This is a genomic window from Oceanococcus sp. HetDA_MAG_MS8, assembly GCA_019192445.1.
Classification (GTDB): Bacteria; Pseudomonadota; Gammaproteobacteria; order Nevskiales; family Oceanococcaceae; genus MS8.
Map to the genome: position 1 here is coordinate 104440 of JAHCMK010000005.1, position 15447 is coordinate 119886.

12 protein-coding genes and 1 tRNA gene are annotated in these 15447 nt (G+C 58.0%); all 13 read left to right on the top strand.

Going from position 1 to position 15447, the window contains the following annotated elements; translation table 11 throughout:
- Positions 1-193 precede the first annotated feature (193 nt).
- A tRNA-Met gene (locus tag KI787_10240) sits at positions 194-270 on the top strand.
- Between the two features lie 92 nt (positions 271-362).
- Complete coding sequence (rimP, locus tag KI787_10245; protein MBV6630331.1) at positions 363-833, top strand: ribosome maturation factor RimP; 471 nt, start codon at positions 363-365, stop codon at positions 831-833.
- A gap of 20 nt (positions 834-853) precedes the next feature.
- Complete coding sequence (gene nusA / locus KI787_10250; GenBank protein ID MBV6630332.1) at positions 854-2374, top strand: transcription termination/antitermination protein NusA; 1521 nt, start codon at positions 854-856, stop codon at positions 2372-2374.
- A 2-nt stretch (positions 2375-2376) separates the two neighbouring features.
- Positions 2377-5274 (top strand): translation initiation factor IF-2, encoded by a 2898-nt coding sequence (infB, locus tag KI787_10255; protein ID MBV6630333.1) that lies wholly within the window; start codon positions 2377-2379, stop codon positions 5272-5274.
- Positions 5271-5660 carry a 30S ribosome-binding factor RbfA gene (rbfA, locus tag KI787_10260; protein ID MBV6630334.1) on the top strand — a complete coding sequence of 130 codons (390 nt, stop codon included), beginning with the start codon at positions 5271-5273 and terminating at the stop codon, positions 5658-5660. The genes infB and rbfA overlap by 4 nt, the downstream gene beginning before the upstream one ends.
- Positions 5657-6607 (top strand): tRNA pseudouridine(55) synthase TruB, encoded by a 951-nt coding sequence (truB, locus tag KI787_10265; protein MBV6630335.1) that lies wholly within the window; start codon positions 5657-5659, stop codon positions 6605-6607. Before rbfA ends, truB begins: the two co-directional genes overlap by 4 nt.
- 120 nt (positions 6608-6727) lie before the next feature.
- Entirely contained in the window at positions 6728-6997 is a 270-nt protein-coding gene (gene rpsO / locus KI787_10270) for a 30S ribosomal protein S15 (protein ID MBV6630336.1), read from the top strand.
- A gap of 80 nt (positions 6998-7077) precedes the next feature.
- Entirely contained in the window at positions 7078-9180 is a 2103-nt protein-coding gene (gene pnp / locus KI787_10275) for a polyribonucleotide nucleotidyltransferase (protein MBV6630337.1), read from the top strand.
- A 706-nt stretch (positions 9181-9886) separates the two neighbouring features.
- Positions 9887-11416, top strand: a complete 1530-nt coding sequence (locus tag KI787_10280; protein MBV6630338.1) for a CoA-acylating methylmalonate-semialdehyde dehydrogenase — start codon at positions 9887-9889, stop codon at positions 11414-11416.
- A 4-nt stretch (positions 11417-11420) separates the two neighbouring features.
- The gene (locus KI787_10285; GenBank protein ID MBV6630339.1) at positions 11421-12581 is read left to right on the top strand and encodes an acyl-CoA dehydrogenase family protein; all 1161 of its coding nucleotides are present in this window, start codon (positions 11421-11423) and stop codon (positions 12579-12581) included.
- Positions 12578-13354 carry an enoyl-CoA hydratase gene (locus KI787_10290; GenBank protein ID MBV6630340.1) on the top strand — a complete coding sequence of 259 codons (777 nt, stop codon included), beginning with the start codon at positions 12578-12580 and terminating at the stop codon, positions 13352-13354. The genes KI787_10285 and KI787_10290 overlap by 4 nt, the downstream gene beginning before the upstream one ends.
- On the top strand, positions 13351-14463 hold the full coding sequence (locus KI787_10295; GenBank protein MBV6630341.1) for an enoyl-CoA hydratase/isomerase family protein: 1113 nt from the start codon (positions 13351-13353) through the stop codon (positions 14461-14463). The genes KI787_10290 and KI787_10295 overlap by 4 nt, the downstream gene beginning before the upstream one ends.
- Positions 14464-14487: 24 nt before the next feature.
- Positions 14488-15372, top strand: coding sequence for a 3-hydroxyisobutyrate dehydrogenase (gene mmsB, locus KI787_10300; protein MBV6630342.1), 885 nt, complete (start codon positions 14488-14490; stop codon positions 15370-15372).
- Positions 15373-15447 lie beyond the last annotated feature (75 nt).

The following is a 15447-nucleotide window of genomic DNA, read 5'->3' on the forward strand; positions in this document are numbered from 1 at the left end:
CTGAAAGGGCAGACGGTGACTCAGGTGTATTGAGCGCACCGCAAACGGGCCCTTGACTGATGCACGCTCTATGCCGTGGTGCGGGCCTCGCGCACTAAGCTCTCGGCAGCCGAGGCTAAGTGCTTGTTTTGTAGTTGGTGAGTCACCGAGGGTTGCCTACTGGCACTTCTCGGGCTATAGTACGAAGCCCTGGTGCGGGGTGGAGCAGCCAGGCAGCTCGTCGGGCTCATAACCCGAAGGTCGCAGGTTCGAATCCTGCCCCCGCTACCAACTTATTTGACGGTGCAAAACAAAGGGCCCCGATTAGGGGCTTTTTTATTGTCTATTCTCCGGGCTCGCTAGGCGGGCAAGGGTGAGGTAATTTGCCGCTGGCACGTGACATTGAAGCGTTAATCGCCCCGACCATAGAGGGCCTGGGCTATGAATTGCTGTGCCTGGAATTTGCCCAGGCGGGTCACGACACCATTTTGCGCGTTTACATCGACCATGCCAACGGAATTGGCTTGGAAGATTGCGAAACGGTGAGCCGCGCGCTCAGCGCCCAGCTTGAAGTTGAAGACCCGATTCCGGAAGCGTACCGCTTGGAAGTCTCTTCCCCGGGTTGGGATCGGCCCTTGGTGAAGGAAGAGCACTTTCTGGCGTTTGTGGGCAGTGAGGCCAAGGTCAAGATGGCCGTGCCTTTGGATGGGCGGCGCAACTTCCGTGGCTTCATCTTGAGTGCAAGCGATGGTCAGGTGCAGCTGCTGGTAGACGGCACCGAATTCTCCATTCCGTTGGCGGATGTGGACCGGGCGCGCCTTGTGCCGGACCCGAATGCTCCGCAGTCGTCATAGTTTGATTGAGGTTGCTCGCGATGAGTAAAGATGTCCTGAGAGTGGTCGAAGCGTTCTCCGCGGAACGCGACCTAGAACCGGAAGATATTTTCCTGGCCATGGAGGCCATGCTGGTTGCGGCTACCCGCAAGCGCTATGGCGAGGATTTCGACATCCGAGTGACGATCGACCGGGATACCGGCGACTACGAAACTTTCCGCCGCTGGCTGGTGGTGGATGACGAAGATCCAGAGTTCGAAGGCCCTACGCGGCAGGTGTTATTCGAGCGTGCACAGCAAATGCAGTCGGATATCGCTATCGGCGATTACATTGAAGAGCCTTTGGAGTCCATCGACTTCGGGCGTATCTCTGCGCAAGCTGCAAAGCAGCACTTGGTGCAGAAAATCCGTGAGTTCGAGCGTGCCAAGGTTGTCGAGCTGTATGAGAGCCGGATTGGCGAGTTGGTCAGTGGCGAGGTCAAGCGTATTGACCGCGGCAACCTAATTTTGGACTTGGGCAACAACGCGGAAGCCATTATCCCGCGCGAGTGGCAAATCCCCCGTCAACCGGTGCGTCCACATGACCGCATTCGCGGCTACCTAAAAGAAATTCGCACGGATGTTCGCGGGCCGCAGTTGTTTGTGAGCCGCACAGCGCCGGAATTGATAATGGAGCTGTTTAAGCTGGAAGTGCCGGAGATTGGCCAGGGTTTGATCGAGCTTAAAGGCGCAGCACGTGATGCTGGCTCGCGCGCAAAAATTGCCGTGCAGGCCAAAGATCGGCGCATCGACCCTGTGGGCGCTTGCGTTGGGATGCGCGGTTCGCGGGTGCAGTCGGTGACTAACGAGTTGGCTGGCGAGCGCGTCGATATTGTGCTTTGGGATGCCAACCCTGCGCAGTTCGTGATCAATGCCATGGCACCAGCCGATGTGGACTCCATCATCGTTGATGAAGATAGCCACACCATGGATATCGCGGTGCTGGAAGACAAACTGGCGCAGGCCATTGGCCGTGGTGGTCAAAACGTTCGTCTGGCCTCGGAACTGACTGGCTGGAAGCTCAATGTGCTGTCCGCCGAAGACGTGCAGGCGCGGCAGGAAGAAGAAACCGGCAAGGTTCTGCAACTGTTTGTTGAGCAGCTGGATGTAGACGAAGAGCTGGCCACCATTTTGGTGCAAGAAGGGTTCACCACCTTGGATGAGGTGGCCTACGTGCCGGCTGAAGAGATGTTGGAAATCGAAGAGTTTGATGAAGACATCGTCGAAGAACTGCGCAATCGTGCGCGCGACGCCCTATTGGCGTCCGCCATTGTTCAGGCCGAACAAGGCGATGTACAAGATCCTACCGAGGACCTGCTCAACCTCGATGGTATGACCCCCGAGCTCGCTCAGGCGCTGGCTGTGGCCGGCTTCCCCGACCGTGAGGACGTGGCCGAGGCGGGCACTGATGAAATTGAAGGCGTAGGCGGGCTGGATGCTGAGGCAGCTGGGAAGCTGATTATGGCAGCACGTGCCCATTGGTTTACCGATGAGGACCCCGCCGCCGCAGTGACGGAGAAATAAGCATGGCTGTAACCACCGTACGAGACCTAGCAGAGCAGACCCGTACGCCGGTGGATCGGCTGCTGGCCCAACTGGCAGATGCTGGTGTCAAGATCGATAACGCGGATGCAGAGATCAACCCCGACCAAAAACGTCAGTGGTTGGAGCATTTGCAAGGGCAGTCTGACCGGCCTTCCCTCAAAGTGGGTGGCGCGCGCAAGCTCTCCATCAAGCGTAAAGAGCAAAGTGAGCTCAAGGTGACGCCTGGGCGTGGTCAGCGCACTAAGACTATTAACGTGGAGGTGCGCAAAAAGCGTGTTGTGGTGCAACCGCCACAGCCAGAAGCAGCCCCGGCAGCACCAGAGCCAGTCGCGCAAGAAGAATTGCCGACTGCTCAGGCTGAGCCAGACCAGGACGCAAAGGTTGCGGCGACTCAGGACACAGCCAAGCCAGCACCAAAGCAGGAGGCTACGGCGCAGGCCAAACCCGAGCCCAAGGCAGATGCTGATAAAGCACCGGTAGAAGAGCAAAGCGCGCCTGCTGAGGCGGCCGCGCCGTCCGAGGACGAAGCGAAGCCTGCTGCCGAAGAAGAGGCCAAGGTCGAAGTGAAAGAGCCGGCTGCCCCGGCTGAAGCTGTTGCTGAAGAGCCTGAGGCTGAGCCTGAAGCTGCCGCGAAGAGTGAATCAGCCGCTGTGGATGAGGCCAAGCCAGAGAAGCAGCCCCAGCCTGCGGAACAACCCGCGAAGGCTGCTGATGAGCCCGAGCAGGACGCGGCCAAAGCGGCTGAAGCGGCGAAGTCTGCAGAGGCCACGCCGGCCGATGAAACCAATGCTGCTCCCGATGCCGGCGAAGATCCAAAGTTACGCACAGAAGTGAGTTCGCTGCGTAAGCGCGTTCTCGAGAATTTAAGGCGTGCCAAGGAGCAAGAGGCGGGCCTGACCAAGGCTAAAGAAGAGCTGGAACGCGAGAAGACCAAAGCGGGCAAGTTGGCGAAGGCCAAGGCGCGCGCCGGTGGTCGGCGTGGTGCGAATGAACAGCTGCATGTGGCTGCGGACAAACGTGGCCGGCGCCGCAAGGGCGGCCGCCGTAACGACAATGTCAAAGTCGAAACCACGCACAAGTTCGAGCGTCCAACAGCGCCGGTGGTGCGCGAGGTAGAAGTCCACGAGAACATGACCGTGGGTGATCTGGCTTCTGCCTTGGCGGTCAAGGCTGGCGAGCTCATTAAAGTGCTGATGGGTATGGGCGTCATGGCCACCATCAACCAAACCTTAGATACGGATACCGCTCAGCTCGTGGTTGAGGAAATGGGTCATACGGTGAAGCGTGTGGCCAGCCAAGACCGGGAAGAAGAACTGCTAGAAGAGCTCAAGGTCGAAGATGCGACGGATCTGGTTGGGCGTGCACCGGTGGTCACCATCATGGGGCATGTCGACCACGGTAAAACCACCTTGTTGGATTACATCCGTAAGGCCCGAGTGGCCCAGGGTGAGGCCGGTGGCATTACCCAGCATATTGGCGCTTACCGCGTCCAAGCGGGTGACGGTACCGTGACCTTCCTCGATACACCGGGTCACGCGGCATTCACCCGCATGCGTGCCCGCGGCGCGGCCGTGACTGATGTGGTGATTTTGGTGGTTGCGGCAGATGACTCTGTTATGCCCCAAACCCGTGAAGCCGTTGATCACGCGCGCGCTGCGGGTGTTCCGATTGTGGTCGCGATGACCAAAATCGACAAAGAGAACTCCGACCCCGACCGGGTGAAGAATGATCTGTCCAAGCTGGAGCTCATTCCTGAGGATTGGGGGGGTGATAGCCCCTTCATCGGTGTCTCAGGCATCACTGGTGAGGGTGTAGACGAGCTGCTGGAAACCGTGGCCTTGCAAGCCGAGATTCTTGAGCTCAAGGCACGTGCTGACGGTCCTGCCGAAGGCGTTGTGGTGGAATCATCCATTGAGCGTGGGCGCGGTAGTGTAGCGACCGTGCTGGTTCGCAGCGGCACTCTGCGTAAAGGCGATCAGATCCTCGCAGGCCAATATTTTGGCCGGGTGCGTGCGCTGTTTGATGACCAAGGCAAGCCAGCCACGGAGGCCGGCCCTGCAACACCTGTGCGTGTACTGGGCTTGGATGGCACCCCGGATGCTGGCGATGAAGTATTGGTGGTGTCTGACGAGCGCAAGGCCAAAGAACTGGCCGAGGTTCGCGCCGCCAAGCTGAAGGAGTCGCGTGCACGCTCCAATGAGCGACGTTTGGCTGGGGATTGGACGCAGCAGCTCAGCCAAGACGAGGCTCGGGTGCTCAACATCGTGCTTAAGGGCGATGTTCAAGGCAGCGTGGAAGCGCTCATTGATTCCCTGACCAAGTTGTCCACGGATGAAGTGTCCATCAAAGTGGTTGGTGCAGGCGTGGGCGGCATTTCCGAATCGGATGTGGACTTGTCTCATGCCTCGGAAGCGCTGCTGGTGGGCTTCAATACCCGTGCTGATGCTGTCGCTCGTCGCCGGGCAGGTGAGCTCGGCATAGAACCACGTTATTACTCGGTCATTTATGACCTGATTAATGACGTTCGCGATGCAGCCTCCGGTCTACTGGGCACCGAAACTGCCGAGAAGATTGTTGGCGTGGCGATGGTTCGCGATGTTTTCCGCTCTTCCAAATTCGGCGCGGTCGCCGGCTGTTTGGTCGAAGAAGGTTCGGTACGCCGCGGCTTGCCAATTCGTGTGCTGCGCGACAATGTCGTTATCTTCGAAGGCGAATTGGAATCGCTTCGCCGCCATAAGGACGACGTCAATCGGGTGGAATCCGGCACGGAGTGTGGGATTGCGGTGAAGAACTACAACGACGTTCATGAGAACGACCGCATCGAATGCTTCGAGCGTGTTGAAGTGAAGCGCACTCTGGAAGAGTCAGCCGAGGCGTGAAGCATTCTGGAGGCGGGCGGCCGCGGCGGTTTGCCGAAGAGCTCCAACGTTCTTTGGCGATGATCCTACAGCGTGGGGTGGGTGATCCCCGCCTCACGCTGCTGACCATTACGGAAATTGACGTCAGTCCGGACTTCGCCAATGCAACGGTTCGGGTCAGCCACTTAGACCCAAACGCCGACTTGGACGAAGCTGTAGAGGCCTTACGCAAGGCGGGAAGTCATTTGCGTCACGAGTTGGCCCAGCAAGTGCACGCGCGGCGTGTGCCACGATTGCATTTCGTCGCCGATCGACTGCAAGAAAAGGCCTTCGCCCTCGAGGCCAAACTTCGAGCAAGTCGGGCGCAGTCTCCTGCCGATCCTCAGGACCCGACGGACCCCGAATGAGCCGTCGGCGCCGCGGAGACGATATCTGCGGGCTGGTCATACTTGATAAGCCTGCGGGAGTCAGCTCAAACCATGCACTGCAAACAGTGCGCCGGGCTCTGAACGCGCGCAAAGCTGGGCATGGCGGCAGTTTGGACCCCTTGGCCGAAGGCTTGCTGCCCATTCTTTTGGGCGACGCAACTAAGCTCAGCGCGTACTCGCTAGAAGGGGATAAGACCTACGAGTTCGTCATGGAGTTTGGGCGGCGGACAAGTACCGGCGATCTGGACGGCGAAACCGTTGAGGTTCAACAAGCGCCGCCTCCTTCCGATGCCGAGCTGGCGCGTGCAATCGCTCACTTTCAGGGGGCGCAAGAACAGATTCCGCCGATGTATAGCGCGCTGAAGCGGGACGGAACGCCTCTGTATGAACTGGCTCGTGCCGGTCAGGAAGTGGACCGCGAAGCGCGCTCAATACATGTGTATGAATTGAGCCTGCTGCATCGTGATGGCGCCCAAGCCAAGTTGAGGGCCCGTGTGAGCAAGGGGACTTACATTCGGACCTTGGCGGAAGATATCGCCAGATACTGCGGGCACTGCGCCCATCTATCGGGCCTGCGTCGTACAGCAGTGGCAGGTTTGCCTGAGCAGATGGTGGCCCTGGATGCTTTTACTCAGCAGGGCCCAGACGCACTAAGACGCCTGGTGCTGTCGGTAGGGCAGGGCTGGCCGCATTTGCCGCGTGTACACATTGGCATCGACGCTGAGGCGGACTTTGGGCATGGCCGCAGCGTGCTACTGCCCGTAGATTCGTCTGCGCGGCCCAATCAGACTGCGCTCATACTGAGTGCATCGGGGCGTGTGCTGGGTACTGCGCGCGTGGAGGGCCAAGTGTTGGCTCCAGAGCGAGTGTTCTCAGCTGAGGCTTGGCAGGCGCCACTAGCCTCAGGGTCTAAAGCCGGGCTATAATGCGAGGCTAATCGACCAATCTAATTGCTGAGCTCCAGCAAGATAGAGGTCATCATCATTATTGTCATGGTTAGATTCGGTGAATTGAGCTGGGCTAACCCATTTTGGAGTGTAGGTTACATGGCATTGTCCGCCACCAATAAAAGCGACTTGATCGCAAAGTATTCGCGTAGCAACGGTGATACCGGCTCGCCCGAAGTTCAAGTTGCCCTGCTGTCTGCCCGCATTAACGAGCTGACCCCGCACTTCGCAAACAACAAGAAGGATCACCACAGTCGCCGCGGATTGCTGCGTATGGTGAATCGTCGGCGCAAGCTGTTGGATTACTTGAAGCGTAAAGACCTCACGCGCTACCAAGAGCTAATTCAAAGCTTAGGCCTGCGCCGCTAAGGTCATTGAGAGAGTTTTCAAACCCCCGCATTCGCGGGGGTTTGTGTTTGTTCAGTTGGAAATAGGTACGGAAGAGATAAGTGCAAGCCACCATTAAGGAATTCCCGTTCGGCGACCATACGGTTCGTTTGGAAACGGGCAAAATCGCCCGCCAGGCAACGGGCGCTGTACTCGTCAGCATGGGCGAGACCGCTGTTTTGGTCACCGCGGTTGGACGTAAGGACGTCAAGCCAGGTCAAGACTTTTTCCCGCTCACGGTGAACTACCAAGAGCGGTTTTATGCTGGCGGGCGGATCCCCGGTGGCTTTTTCAAACGTGAAGGTCGTCCAACCGAGAAGGAAACACTCACTTCTCGATTAATCGATCGTCCCCTGCGGCCTTTGTTCCCTAAGGGCTTCATGAACGAGGTTCAGGTCATCGCTACGGTGATGTCCTTAGATCCTGAAATCGATCCTGATATTCCCGCCATGATTGGCGCCTCAGCTGCCTTGGCTATTTCAGGCTTGCCCTTCCAAGGGCCTATCGGTGGTGCGCGGGTTGGGTTCGCCAATGGCGAGTACATGCTCAACCCCAGTCGCACGCAGCTTGCTGAGTCCGAGCTGGATTTGGTGGTTGCCGGAACCAAAGATGCCATCTTGATGGTGGAGTCCGAGGCCAAAGTTCTGAGCGAGGAGCAAATGCTCGGGGCAGTGCTATTCGGGCATGAAGCCATGCAGGTGGTGATCGACACCATCAATGAGCTAGTTGCCGAAGTCGGCAAGCCCAAGTGGGAGTTTGAACCCGCTGCTGAAGATGTAGACCTTAAAGCCAAGGTTGAACAAGCGCTGGGCGACAAGCTCTCGCAGGCCTATGCGAATCGCGATAAACAGGAACGCCAAGCGGCGTTGTCTGCTGTTCGCGAAGGTCTGGTTGAGGCTCTGTGCTCTGGTGATGAGCCTGAGTATGACGCCGGCGCAGTTCTAGGCACCTTTGCCAAGCTGGAAAAGGCCTTTGTGCGCAGCCAGATTCTTGAAGGCCAGCCGCGTATTGATGGCCGCGACACGCGTACCGTCCGGCCTATCAATGTAGAAGTGGGCGTTCTACCGCGTGCGCATGGGTCGGCCCTGTTTACTCGTGGTGAAACCCAGGCCATCGTCGCCGTTACATTGGGGACGGGCCGCGACGCTCAGCTCATCGATGCGGTGGAGGGTGAGTACAAAGACAGCTTCATGCTGCATTACAACTTCCCGCCTTACTGCGTTGGCGAAGCTGGCTTCATGGGTGGACCTAAGCGCCGTGAAATTGGTCATGGTCGTTTGGCTCGCCGCGGTATTGCGGCCTCTTTGCCAGCGCTGGATAGCGGTGAGTTCCCCTACACCCTGCGCGTGGTGAGTGAAATTACCGAGTCCAATGGCTCCAGCTCCATGGCCAGTGTCTGCGGTACTAGCTTGGCACTGATGGATGCCGGCGTGCCGGTCAAAGCACCGGTGGCTGGTGTCGCTATGGGCTTAATCCTGGAAGGCAATCGCTTCGCGGTCCTCACCGACATCCTGGGTGACGAAGATCACCTCGGCGATATGGACTTCAAAGTGGCGGGTACCGCAGAAGGTGTGACTGCTCTGCAGATGGACATCAAGGTCGCCGGTATTACCCGTCAGATCATGGAGCAGGCCTTGTCTCAGGCACGCGAAGGCCGCCTGCACATCCTCAATGAAATGGCCAGTGCTATTGATGCACCTCGCGAAGCCATGTCGGATTATGCGCCGCGGATTACCACGATCAAGATTGATCCAGATCGCATCCGCGACGTGATCGGCAAAGGTGGGGCGACCATTCGCTCTATCACCGAAGAAACCGGCACCACGATCGACATCGACGACGATGGCACGATCCGTGTTGCTGCGGTCGATGGTCGCGCAGCCGATGCAGCCATCAAGCGTATTGACGAGCTCACCAAAGATATCGAGGTGGGTGCAGTCTACGAGGGTAAAGTGGCCCGGATTATGGACTTCGGTGCTTTTGTGACGCTGATGCCTGGTAAAGATGGCTTAGTGCACATTTCACAGATTTCCAACGAGCGTGTGGATAACGTGTCCTCGGTGTTGTCCGAAGGTGAAGTTGTCCGAGTCAAGGTGCTAGAAATCGACAAACAAGGCCGAGTTCGGCTGTCGATGAAGGCGCTTCTGGAGGAGCAGCAGGACTAAGTCTATGTTGGCATCTATGCCAAGATAGTGAAGATCTGCAAGGAAAAGACCCCGCTCTGCGGGGTTTTTTTTTGGGTTCGTCGCGGAAGCAATGTGGCGTGCTGCGGGCATGGCTCGGTGGCGCTCAGAAAAGCCAGAGCTCACTCGAAAATGGCCGTACTCAACCGCGCAGAAAAATTGCCCTTGCATAACGCGGTGAAAGCCCCCGTGCAGCTGACCAAAGATAGCGCGCATTAAAAAACCCCCGGGGTTGCCGGGGGTCAAGGTGCGAGAAAGACTTTGCGTCTTTCTGGAGGAGACTCGGTTTAACGTGCAACCCTGTGGTTCACGTCGTATGAGTATTTACTCATGTTGCGGTGCAGTATAAACAGGTTTTGTGCAGTGCGCAAGTGCAGCGCAGCAAAAAACACGTGTTCACAAATGCTCTGGACGCTGGCGATATAGGCCTAAGCAAGAATGGCGCAACGCAGTCCCGCGCCCCTCATGCAGCCCAGAAATTCGAGGTGAATCAACATTTTCGCCTTATGCACAGTGCGTCATGGCTTGCCTCGCTATGCTGCAGAGCGGCACAGAAATGTGACACTATTCTTCAACGTTGCGTCAGACCATGGTCGCAGGTGTCAAATACGTTAAGGACGTGTTTGGCAACTGTTCCGGCGCGAAATGGCCTCGATGAAGGCTGCCCAACCCAGGAGACATGACAGGTATGACAACGGCTGCAGCTGTATCGTCCGCGGTGGACGCCCCCCGCATCCCGCTGTTGATTAACGGAGAGTTCCGCCAATCGCAATCGCAAGATTGGCGTGAGGTCCGGAATCCCGCCACGCAAGAGGTGCTAGCGATGGTGCCTTTCGCCACCGAGGCTGAGCTGGATGAGGCGGTACGCAGTGCTCAGAAGGCCTTTCAGACCTGGCGCAAAACGCCCATCGGGACGCGTGCGCGAATTTTCTTGAAGTATCAGCAGCTGATTCGTGAGCATATGGATGAGCTGGCGCTCATTTTGAGCAAGGAGCAGGGTAAAACGCTACCAGACGCGCAAGGCGATGTTTTTCGGGGCCTAGAAGTCGTTGAGCATGCTGCCAATATAGGCAGCCTACAAATGGGCGAACGAGCGCACCAGGTCGCCGGCGGTGTCGATACCTACACCATCATGGAGCCGCTGGGCGTATGCGCCGGGATTACTCCCTTCAATTTTCCCGCGATGATTCCCTTGTGGATGTATCCCATGGCTATTGCCTGCGGCAACACCTTCGTTCTCAAGCCTTCAGAACAAGACCCCATGGTGACCATGCGCCTGGTCGAACTCGCCATCGACGCGGGCATTCCTGCTGGTGTGCTGAACGTGGTTCACGGCGGCGAGACCATCGTTAATGGAATCTGTGATCACCCATTGATTAAAGCCGTTTCCTTCGTTGGCTCAACGCCGGTTGGCACCCATGTGTACCAGCGGGCCACGCTCAACGGTAAGCGGGCACAGTGCATGATGGGGGCGAAGAATCACGCGATAGTTCTGCCCGACGCCCACAGGGAGCAGGCGCTAAATAACCTTGCTGGCGCCGCTTTCGGCGCCGCAGGCCAGCGCTGTATGGCGGCCTCTGTTGCGGTGATGGTGGGCTCCGCGAAGGAGTGGATCGCTCCCCTGGTTGCCAAGGCCAGGGAGCTTAAGGTGAATGGTGGGCAAGAGGCAGACACCGACCTAGGACCATTGATCTCGCCTCAAGCTTGCGGTCGCGTGCAGTCCTTGATTGAACGGGGTGTAGAGCAGGGCGCCACATTGGAGCTGGATGGGCGCGACCTGCAGTTGCCGCCACCCTATGACCAGGGCAACTTTATTGGTCCCACGATCTTCTCCGGGGTGAAGCCTGGAATGGATATATACGACCGAGAAATTTTTGGCCCGGTTTTGGTGATCTGCGAAGTGGAATCATTGGATGACGCTATTGCACTCATCAATGCCAACCCCAATGGCAACGGGGTTGCCATCTTTACCCAGTCTGGTGCGGCAGCGCGTAAGTTCCAAGACGAAATCGACGTCGGGCAGGTGGGCATCAATGTTCCCATTCCTGTGCCAGTTCCGCTGTTCTCCTTTACGGGGTCGCGGGGCTCGAAGTTGGGCGATCTGGGCCCTTATGGCAAGCAGGTGATCTTGTTTTACACCCAAACCAAAACCGTCACGGAGCGCTGGTTTGATGACGAAGCCAGCACGGGAGTAAACACCACCATTAGCCTGCGCTAAGGCCATGAATTTCGAACTATCTGATGATCAGCGCGCGTTTCAGGATGCGGCGCGCAACTTTGCCCGCAAGGAGTTCGAGCCGCATGCCGCGCGTTGGGATGAGCAGTCCATCTTCCCGCGGGAGGCCATTGCGCAGGCCGGTGCCATGGGCTTTTGTGGGCTGTATACCAGCACCAGCCATGGTGGCATGGGATTGTCGCGCCTGGATGCCCATCTCATTTTTGAAGAGCTGGCACGCTACGACCCTTCCACCACAGCGTTTATCACCATCCACAATATGGCCACATGGATGGTGTCTCAGTGGGCCCAAGCAGAGTTCGCCCAGGAGTTGGTGCCGAGTCTGGCGAGTGGGGAATTACTCGCGTCTTATTGCCTTACCGAACCGAACGCCGGATCAGATGCCGCTTCGTTGAGGACGCGCGCTGAGGTTGATGGCGATGATTACCTCATTACCGGGAATAAGGTGTTCATTTCCGGTGCGGGGGCGACCAACTGGTTAGTGGTCATGGCCAGAACCAGCGATGATGGCGCTCGCGGTATCTCCGCATTTGCCGTGGATGCCCAAAGTGCGGGTATCGAATACGGCAAGAAGGAGGCCAAGCTGGGCTGGAATAGTCAGCCTACACGTGCCATCGCCTTCAATCGGGTGCGGGTACCAGCGCGTCAGCGTCTTGGTGAGGAAGGCGATGGCTTCAAGATCGCCATGAGAGGGCTGGATGGTGGCCGTATTAACATCGCCACATGCTCTTTAGGCGCTGCTCAAGGTGCACTGCAGACCGCCCTGGACTATGTCCGCAGCCGTAAACAATTCGGTCAAGAATTAGCCCAGTTTCAATCGGTGCAATATAAATTGGCCGATATGCTCACAGAGCTAGTGGCAGCGCGTCAGATGGTTCGCCTAGCGGCGGCTAAGTTGGATGCCTCCGCAGCGGAGGCCCGTGTGTATTGCGCCATGGCGAAACGCTTTGCAACCGATGTGGGTTTCACGGTGTGCAATGAGGCCTTGCAACTCCATGGCGGTTATGGATACATCAAAGAGTACCCCCTAGAACGCCTGCTGCGGGATGTGCGAGTGCACCAAATTTTGGAGGGTACCAATGAGATCATGCGTCTTATTGTTGGCCGCCATGCCCTGGATCAAGACAACCTGGATGGATTCGTATGAGTGATCAACTCCCTGTGCGCATCGACGGCAGCACAGCCATTGTGACCATCACCAACCCCCCGGCAAATACCTGGACTCTGGAGTCTTTGCGTGCCTTGCCGGGTGTGCTCCACAAGATCGCCCATAACCCTCAGGTGCGTGCACTCATCATCACCGGTGAGGGGCCAAAGTTCTTCTCCGCGGGCGCCGATCTCAAAACCTTTGCCGAAGGTGGAAAGCTCGCCGGAGCATCCATGGCGCAGGCTTTTGGTGCAGCCTTTGAGGCCTTGGCGAGCTGCCCTCTTCCAACGATTGCGGCGATCAATGGCTACGCGATGGGCGGTGGTCTTGAGGCCGCATTAGCGTGTGACATGCGGATCGCCTCGGACTCCGCCCAAATGGCCTTGCCCGAGGCGTCTGTTGGCTTATTGCCCTGTGCTGGCGGCACTCAGTGGTTGGCGCATCTGGTGGGTGAAGGTTGGGCAAAGCGGCTCATTCTCTGTGGCGAGCGCATTGACGCCGCCACGGCCGAGCGGATTGGCCTGGTGGAAGAGGTTGTTGACGCGGAGTCGGTGCTGCCGGCTGCGCAGCGTCTTGCCGCTAAGGTCAGCAAACAGTCTCCTGATGCGGTCATGGCGTCCAAACGTTTGATCCAGGCCGCGCGCGCGCCGGCGCAAGCGGCACTCCCGGCCGAACGGGAAGCCTTTCTTGCGCTCTTCGATCGGCCGAACCAAGCCGAGGGTGTTACGGCTTTCTTGGAGAAGCGCCAGCCGCGCTGGAGCAAAGGCGCATGAGTATCTTGCAGGTCCAACACCAGGATTTGGGCCAGGGGCGTCAGCTTGCCATCCTCAGTCTGAATAACCCCAAGACATTGAACGCTCTGTCTTTGGATATGGTGGAAGAACTGCAGCAGGCTTTGGATCGCAGCGCTGCAGACCCTGCGGTGGTGGCCGTATGGCTGGACGCCACCAGTGACAAAGCCTTTTGTGCGGGCGGGGATTTACAACAGCTTTATGCGTCCATGCAGGAGTATGGTGAAAAGCCTAACCCCTACGCACAACAGTTCTTCGGTCAGGAATACCGCCTGGATTACACCGTGCATACATTCCCAAAGCCCTTGGTGGTTTGGATGCATGGCATCGTCATGGGCGGAGGAATTGGCTTGGCCTGTGGCGGCGCAAACCGCATTGTTACCGCCGAATCTATGTTGGCCATGCCAGAGATTGGGATTGGCCTGTTCCCGGATGTTGGTGGGAGTTGGTTTCTCGGCAAAATGCCCGGTGGTATCGGTCGCTATTTAGCCTTGACTGGCGCACGCTTAAATGCCGGGGATGCCATCTTTGCCGGCTTGGCTGATCTGCATATTCCACACGAGCAAAAAGACACGGTTATGCGTGGATTGGCTGGCGTAGAGTGGACCGCAGATACCCAGCAGGACCAGATTTTGCTGCGTCGCTACCTGCACGCACAGTCTGCGCTCGCGCCTGCAAGCAGCCTCGCTGCGCATTTTCCAGCGTTGGCGAACATTGCCTCATTGCCCACCCCGCTGGAAGCCAAGGCAGCGCTTGAAGACTGGGCCGACAGCGAGCCTTGGGCGGCTCCGCATGCCAAAGCACTGTCGCGCGGTGCGCCGAGTTCGGCGGCTTTAGGTTGGTACTTGCAGCAGCGCACTCAGCGCGCCGACCTGGCCACAGTCCTGCGCACAGAGTTTGCAGCAGCTTTGGGTTGCTGCGCCTTGGGTGACTTTGCCGAAGGCATACGCGCCTTGATCATCGACAAAGACAAAAACCCACGCTGGCAAGCCGCAGGCTGGGATCAGGTAGGGCAAGAGCTCATCGAGCGTTGGCTAGAGCCGCGTTGGGAAGGGCCGCACCCTCTGGCAGATCTCGGGCGCCCGCACTAATTACTCTTAGGGGAGACAAGGAACATGTCGCATATTGCCTTTATTGGTCTGGGGAATATGGGTGGGCCAATGGCCCAGAACTTGGTGCAGGCCGGGTATGCCCTGCAAGTTTTCGATCTGGTGCCCGAGGCCTGTGAGCAAGCTAAACAGGTCGGCGCGGGAGTGGCTGCCTCAGCCCAGGAAGCGGCCAGCGGGGCCGATATCGTCATCTCAATGCTGCCAGCGAGTGCGCATGTGCAAAGCCTTTATCTGGGGCCAGATGGCCTGTTGCAGACCTTAGCGGCGGGCACGCTTGTGGTGGACTGTTCCACGATTGCGCCCCAAACCTCGCGTGATCTGGCCCAGGCGGCTGCGCAGCAGGGCTTGGATTGCATTGATGCTCCCGTCTCTGGTGGAACCGCAGGAGCGCAAGCCGGAACGCTGAGCTTTATGGTCGGTGGTCCGGAGGCGGCTTTGATACGGGCAAAACCCTTGCTGGACGTTATGGGGGCCAATGTTTTTCATGCCGGGGCGCATGGCGCCGGTCAGGTTGCGAAGATTGCTAACAACATGCTGTTAGCGATTCATATGGCCGGTACTGCTGAGGCTCTATCACTGGGCGTAGCCAATGGCTTGGATCCGGCGGTGCTGTCGGAAATCATGCAGAAAAGTTCAGGTGGGAACTGGTCCTTGGAGAAATACAACCCTTGGCCCGGTGTGATGGACGGCGTTCCGGCTTCGCGCGGCTATAGCGGCGGTTTTGGCAGCGCCCTCATGCTCAAAGATTTGGGCCTGGCTGCTAGCGCGGCTACCGCAACGGGGGCGGCGATTCCTCTGGGCGAGTTGGCGCGGAACCTCTATGCCCTACACAGTCAGTCGTCGGCCAGCTTGGATTTTTCCAGCATTCTCAAACTCTACCGTGAAGACTGAATCGGCGGAGCAACCCAAGCTCAAGGTCATCTTGGCGCATAGAGTCCGGTGACATGGAAAGCTTGTATCCGAACC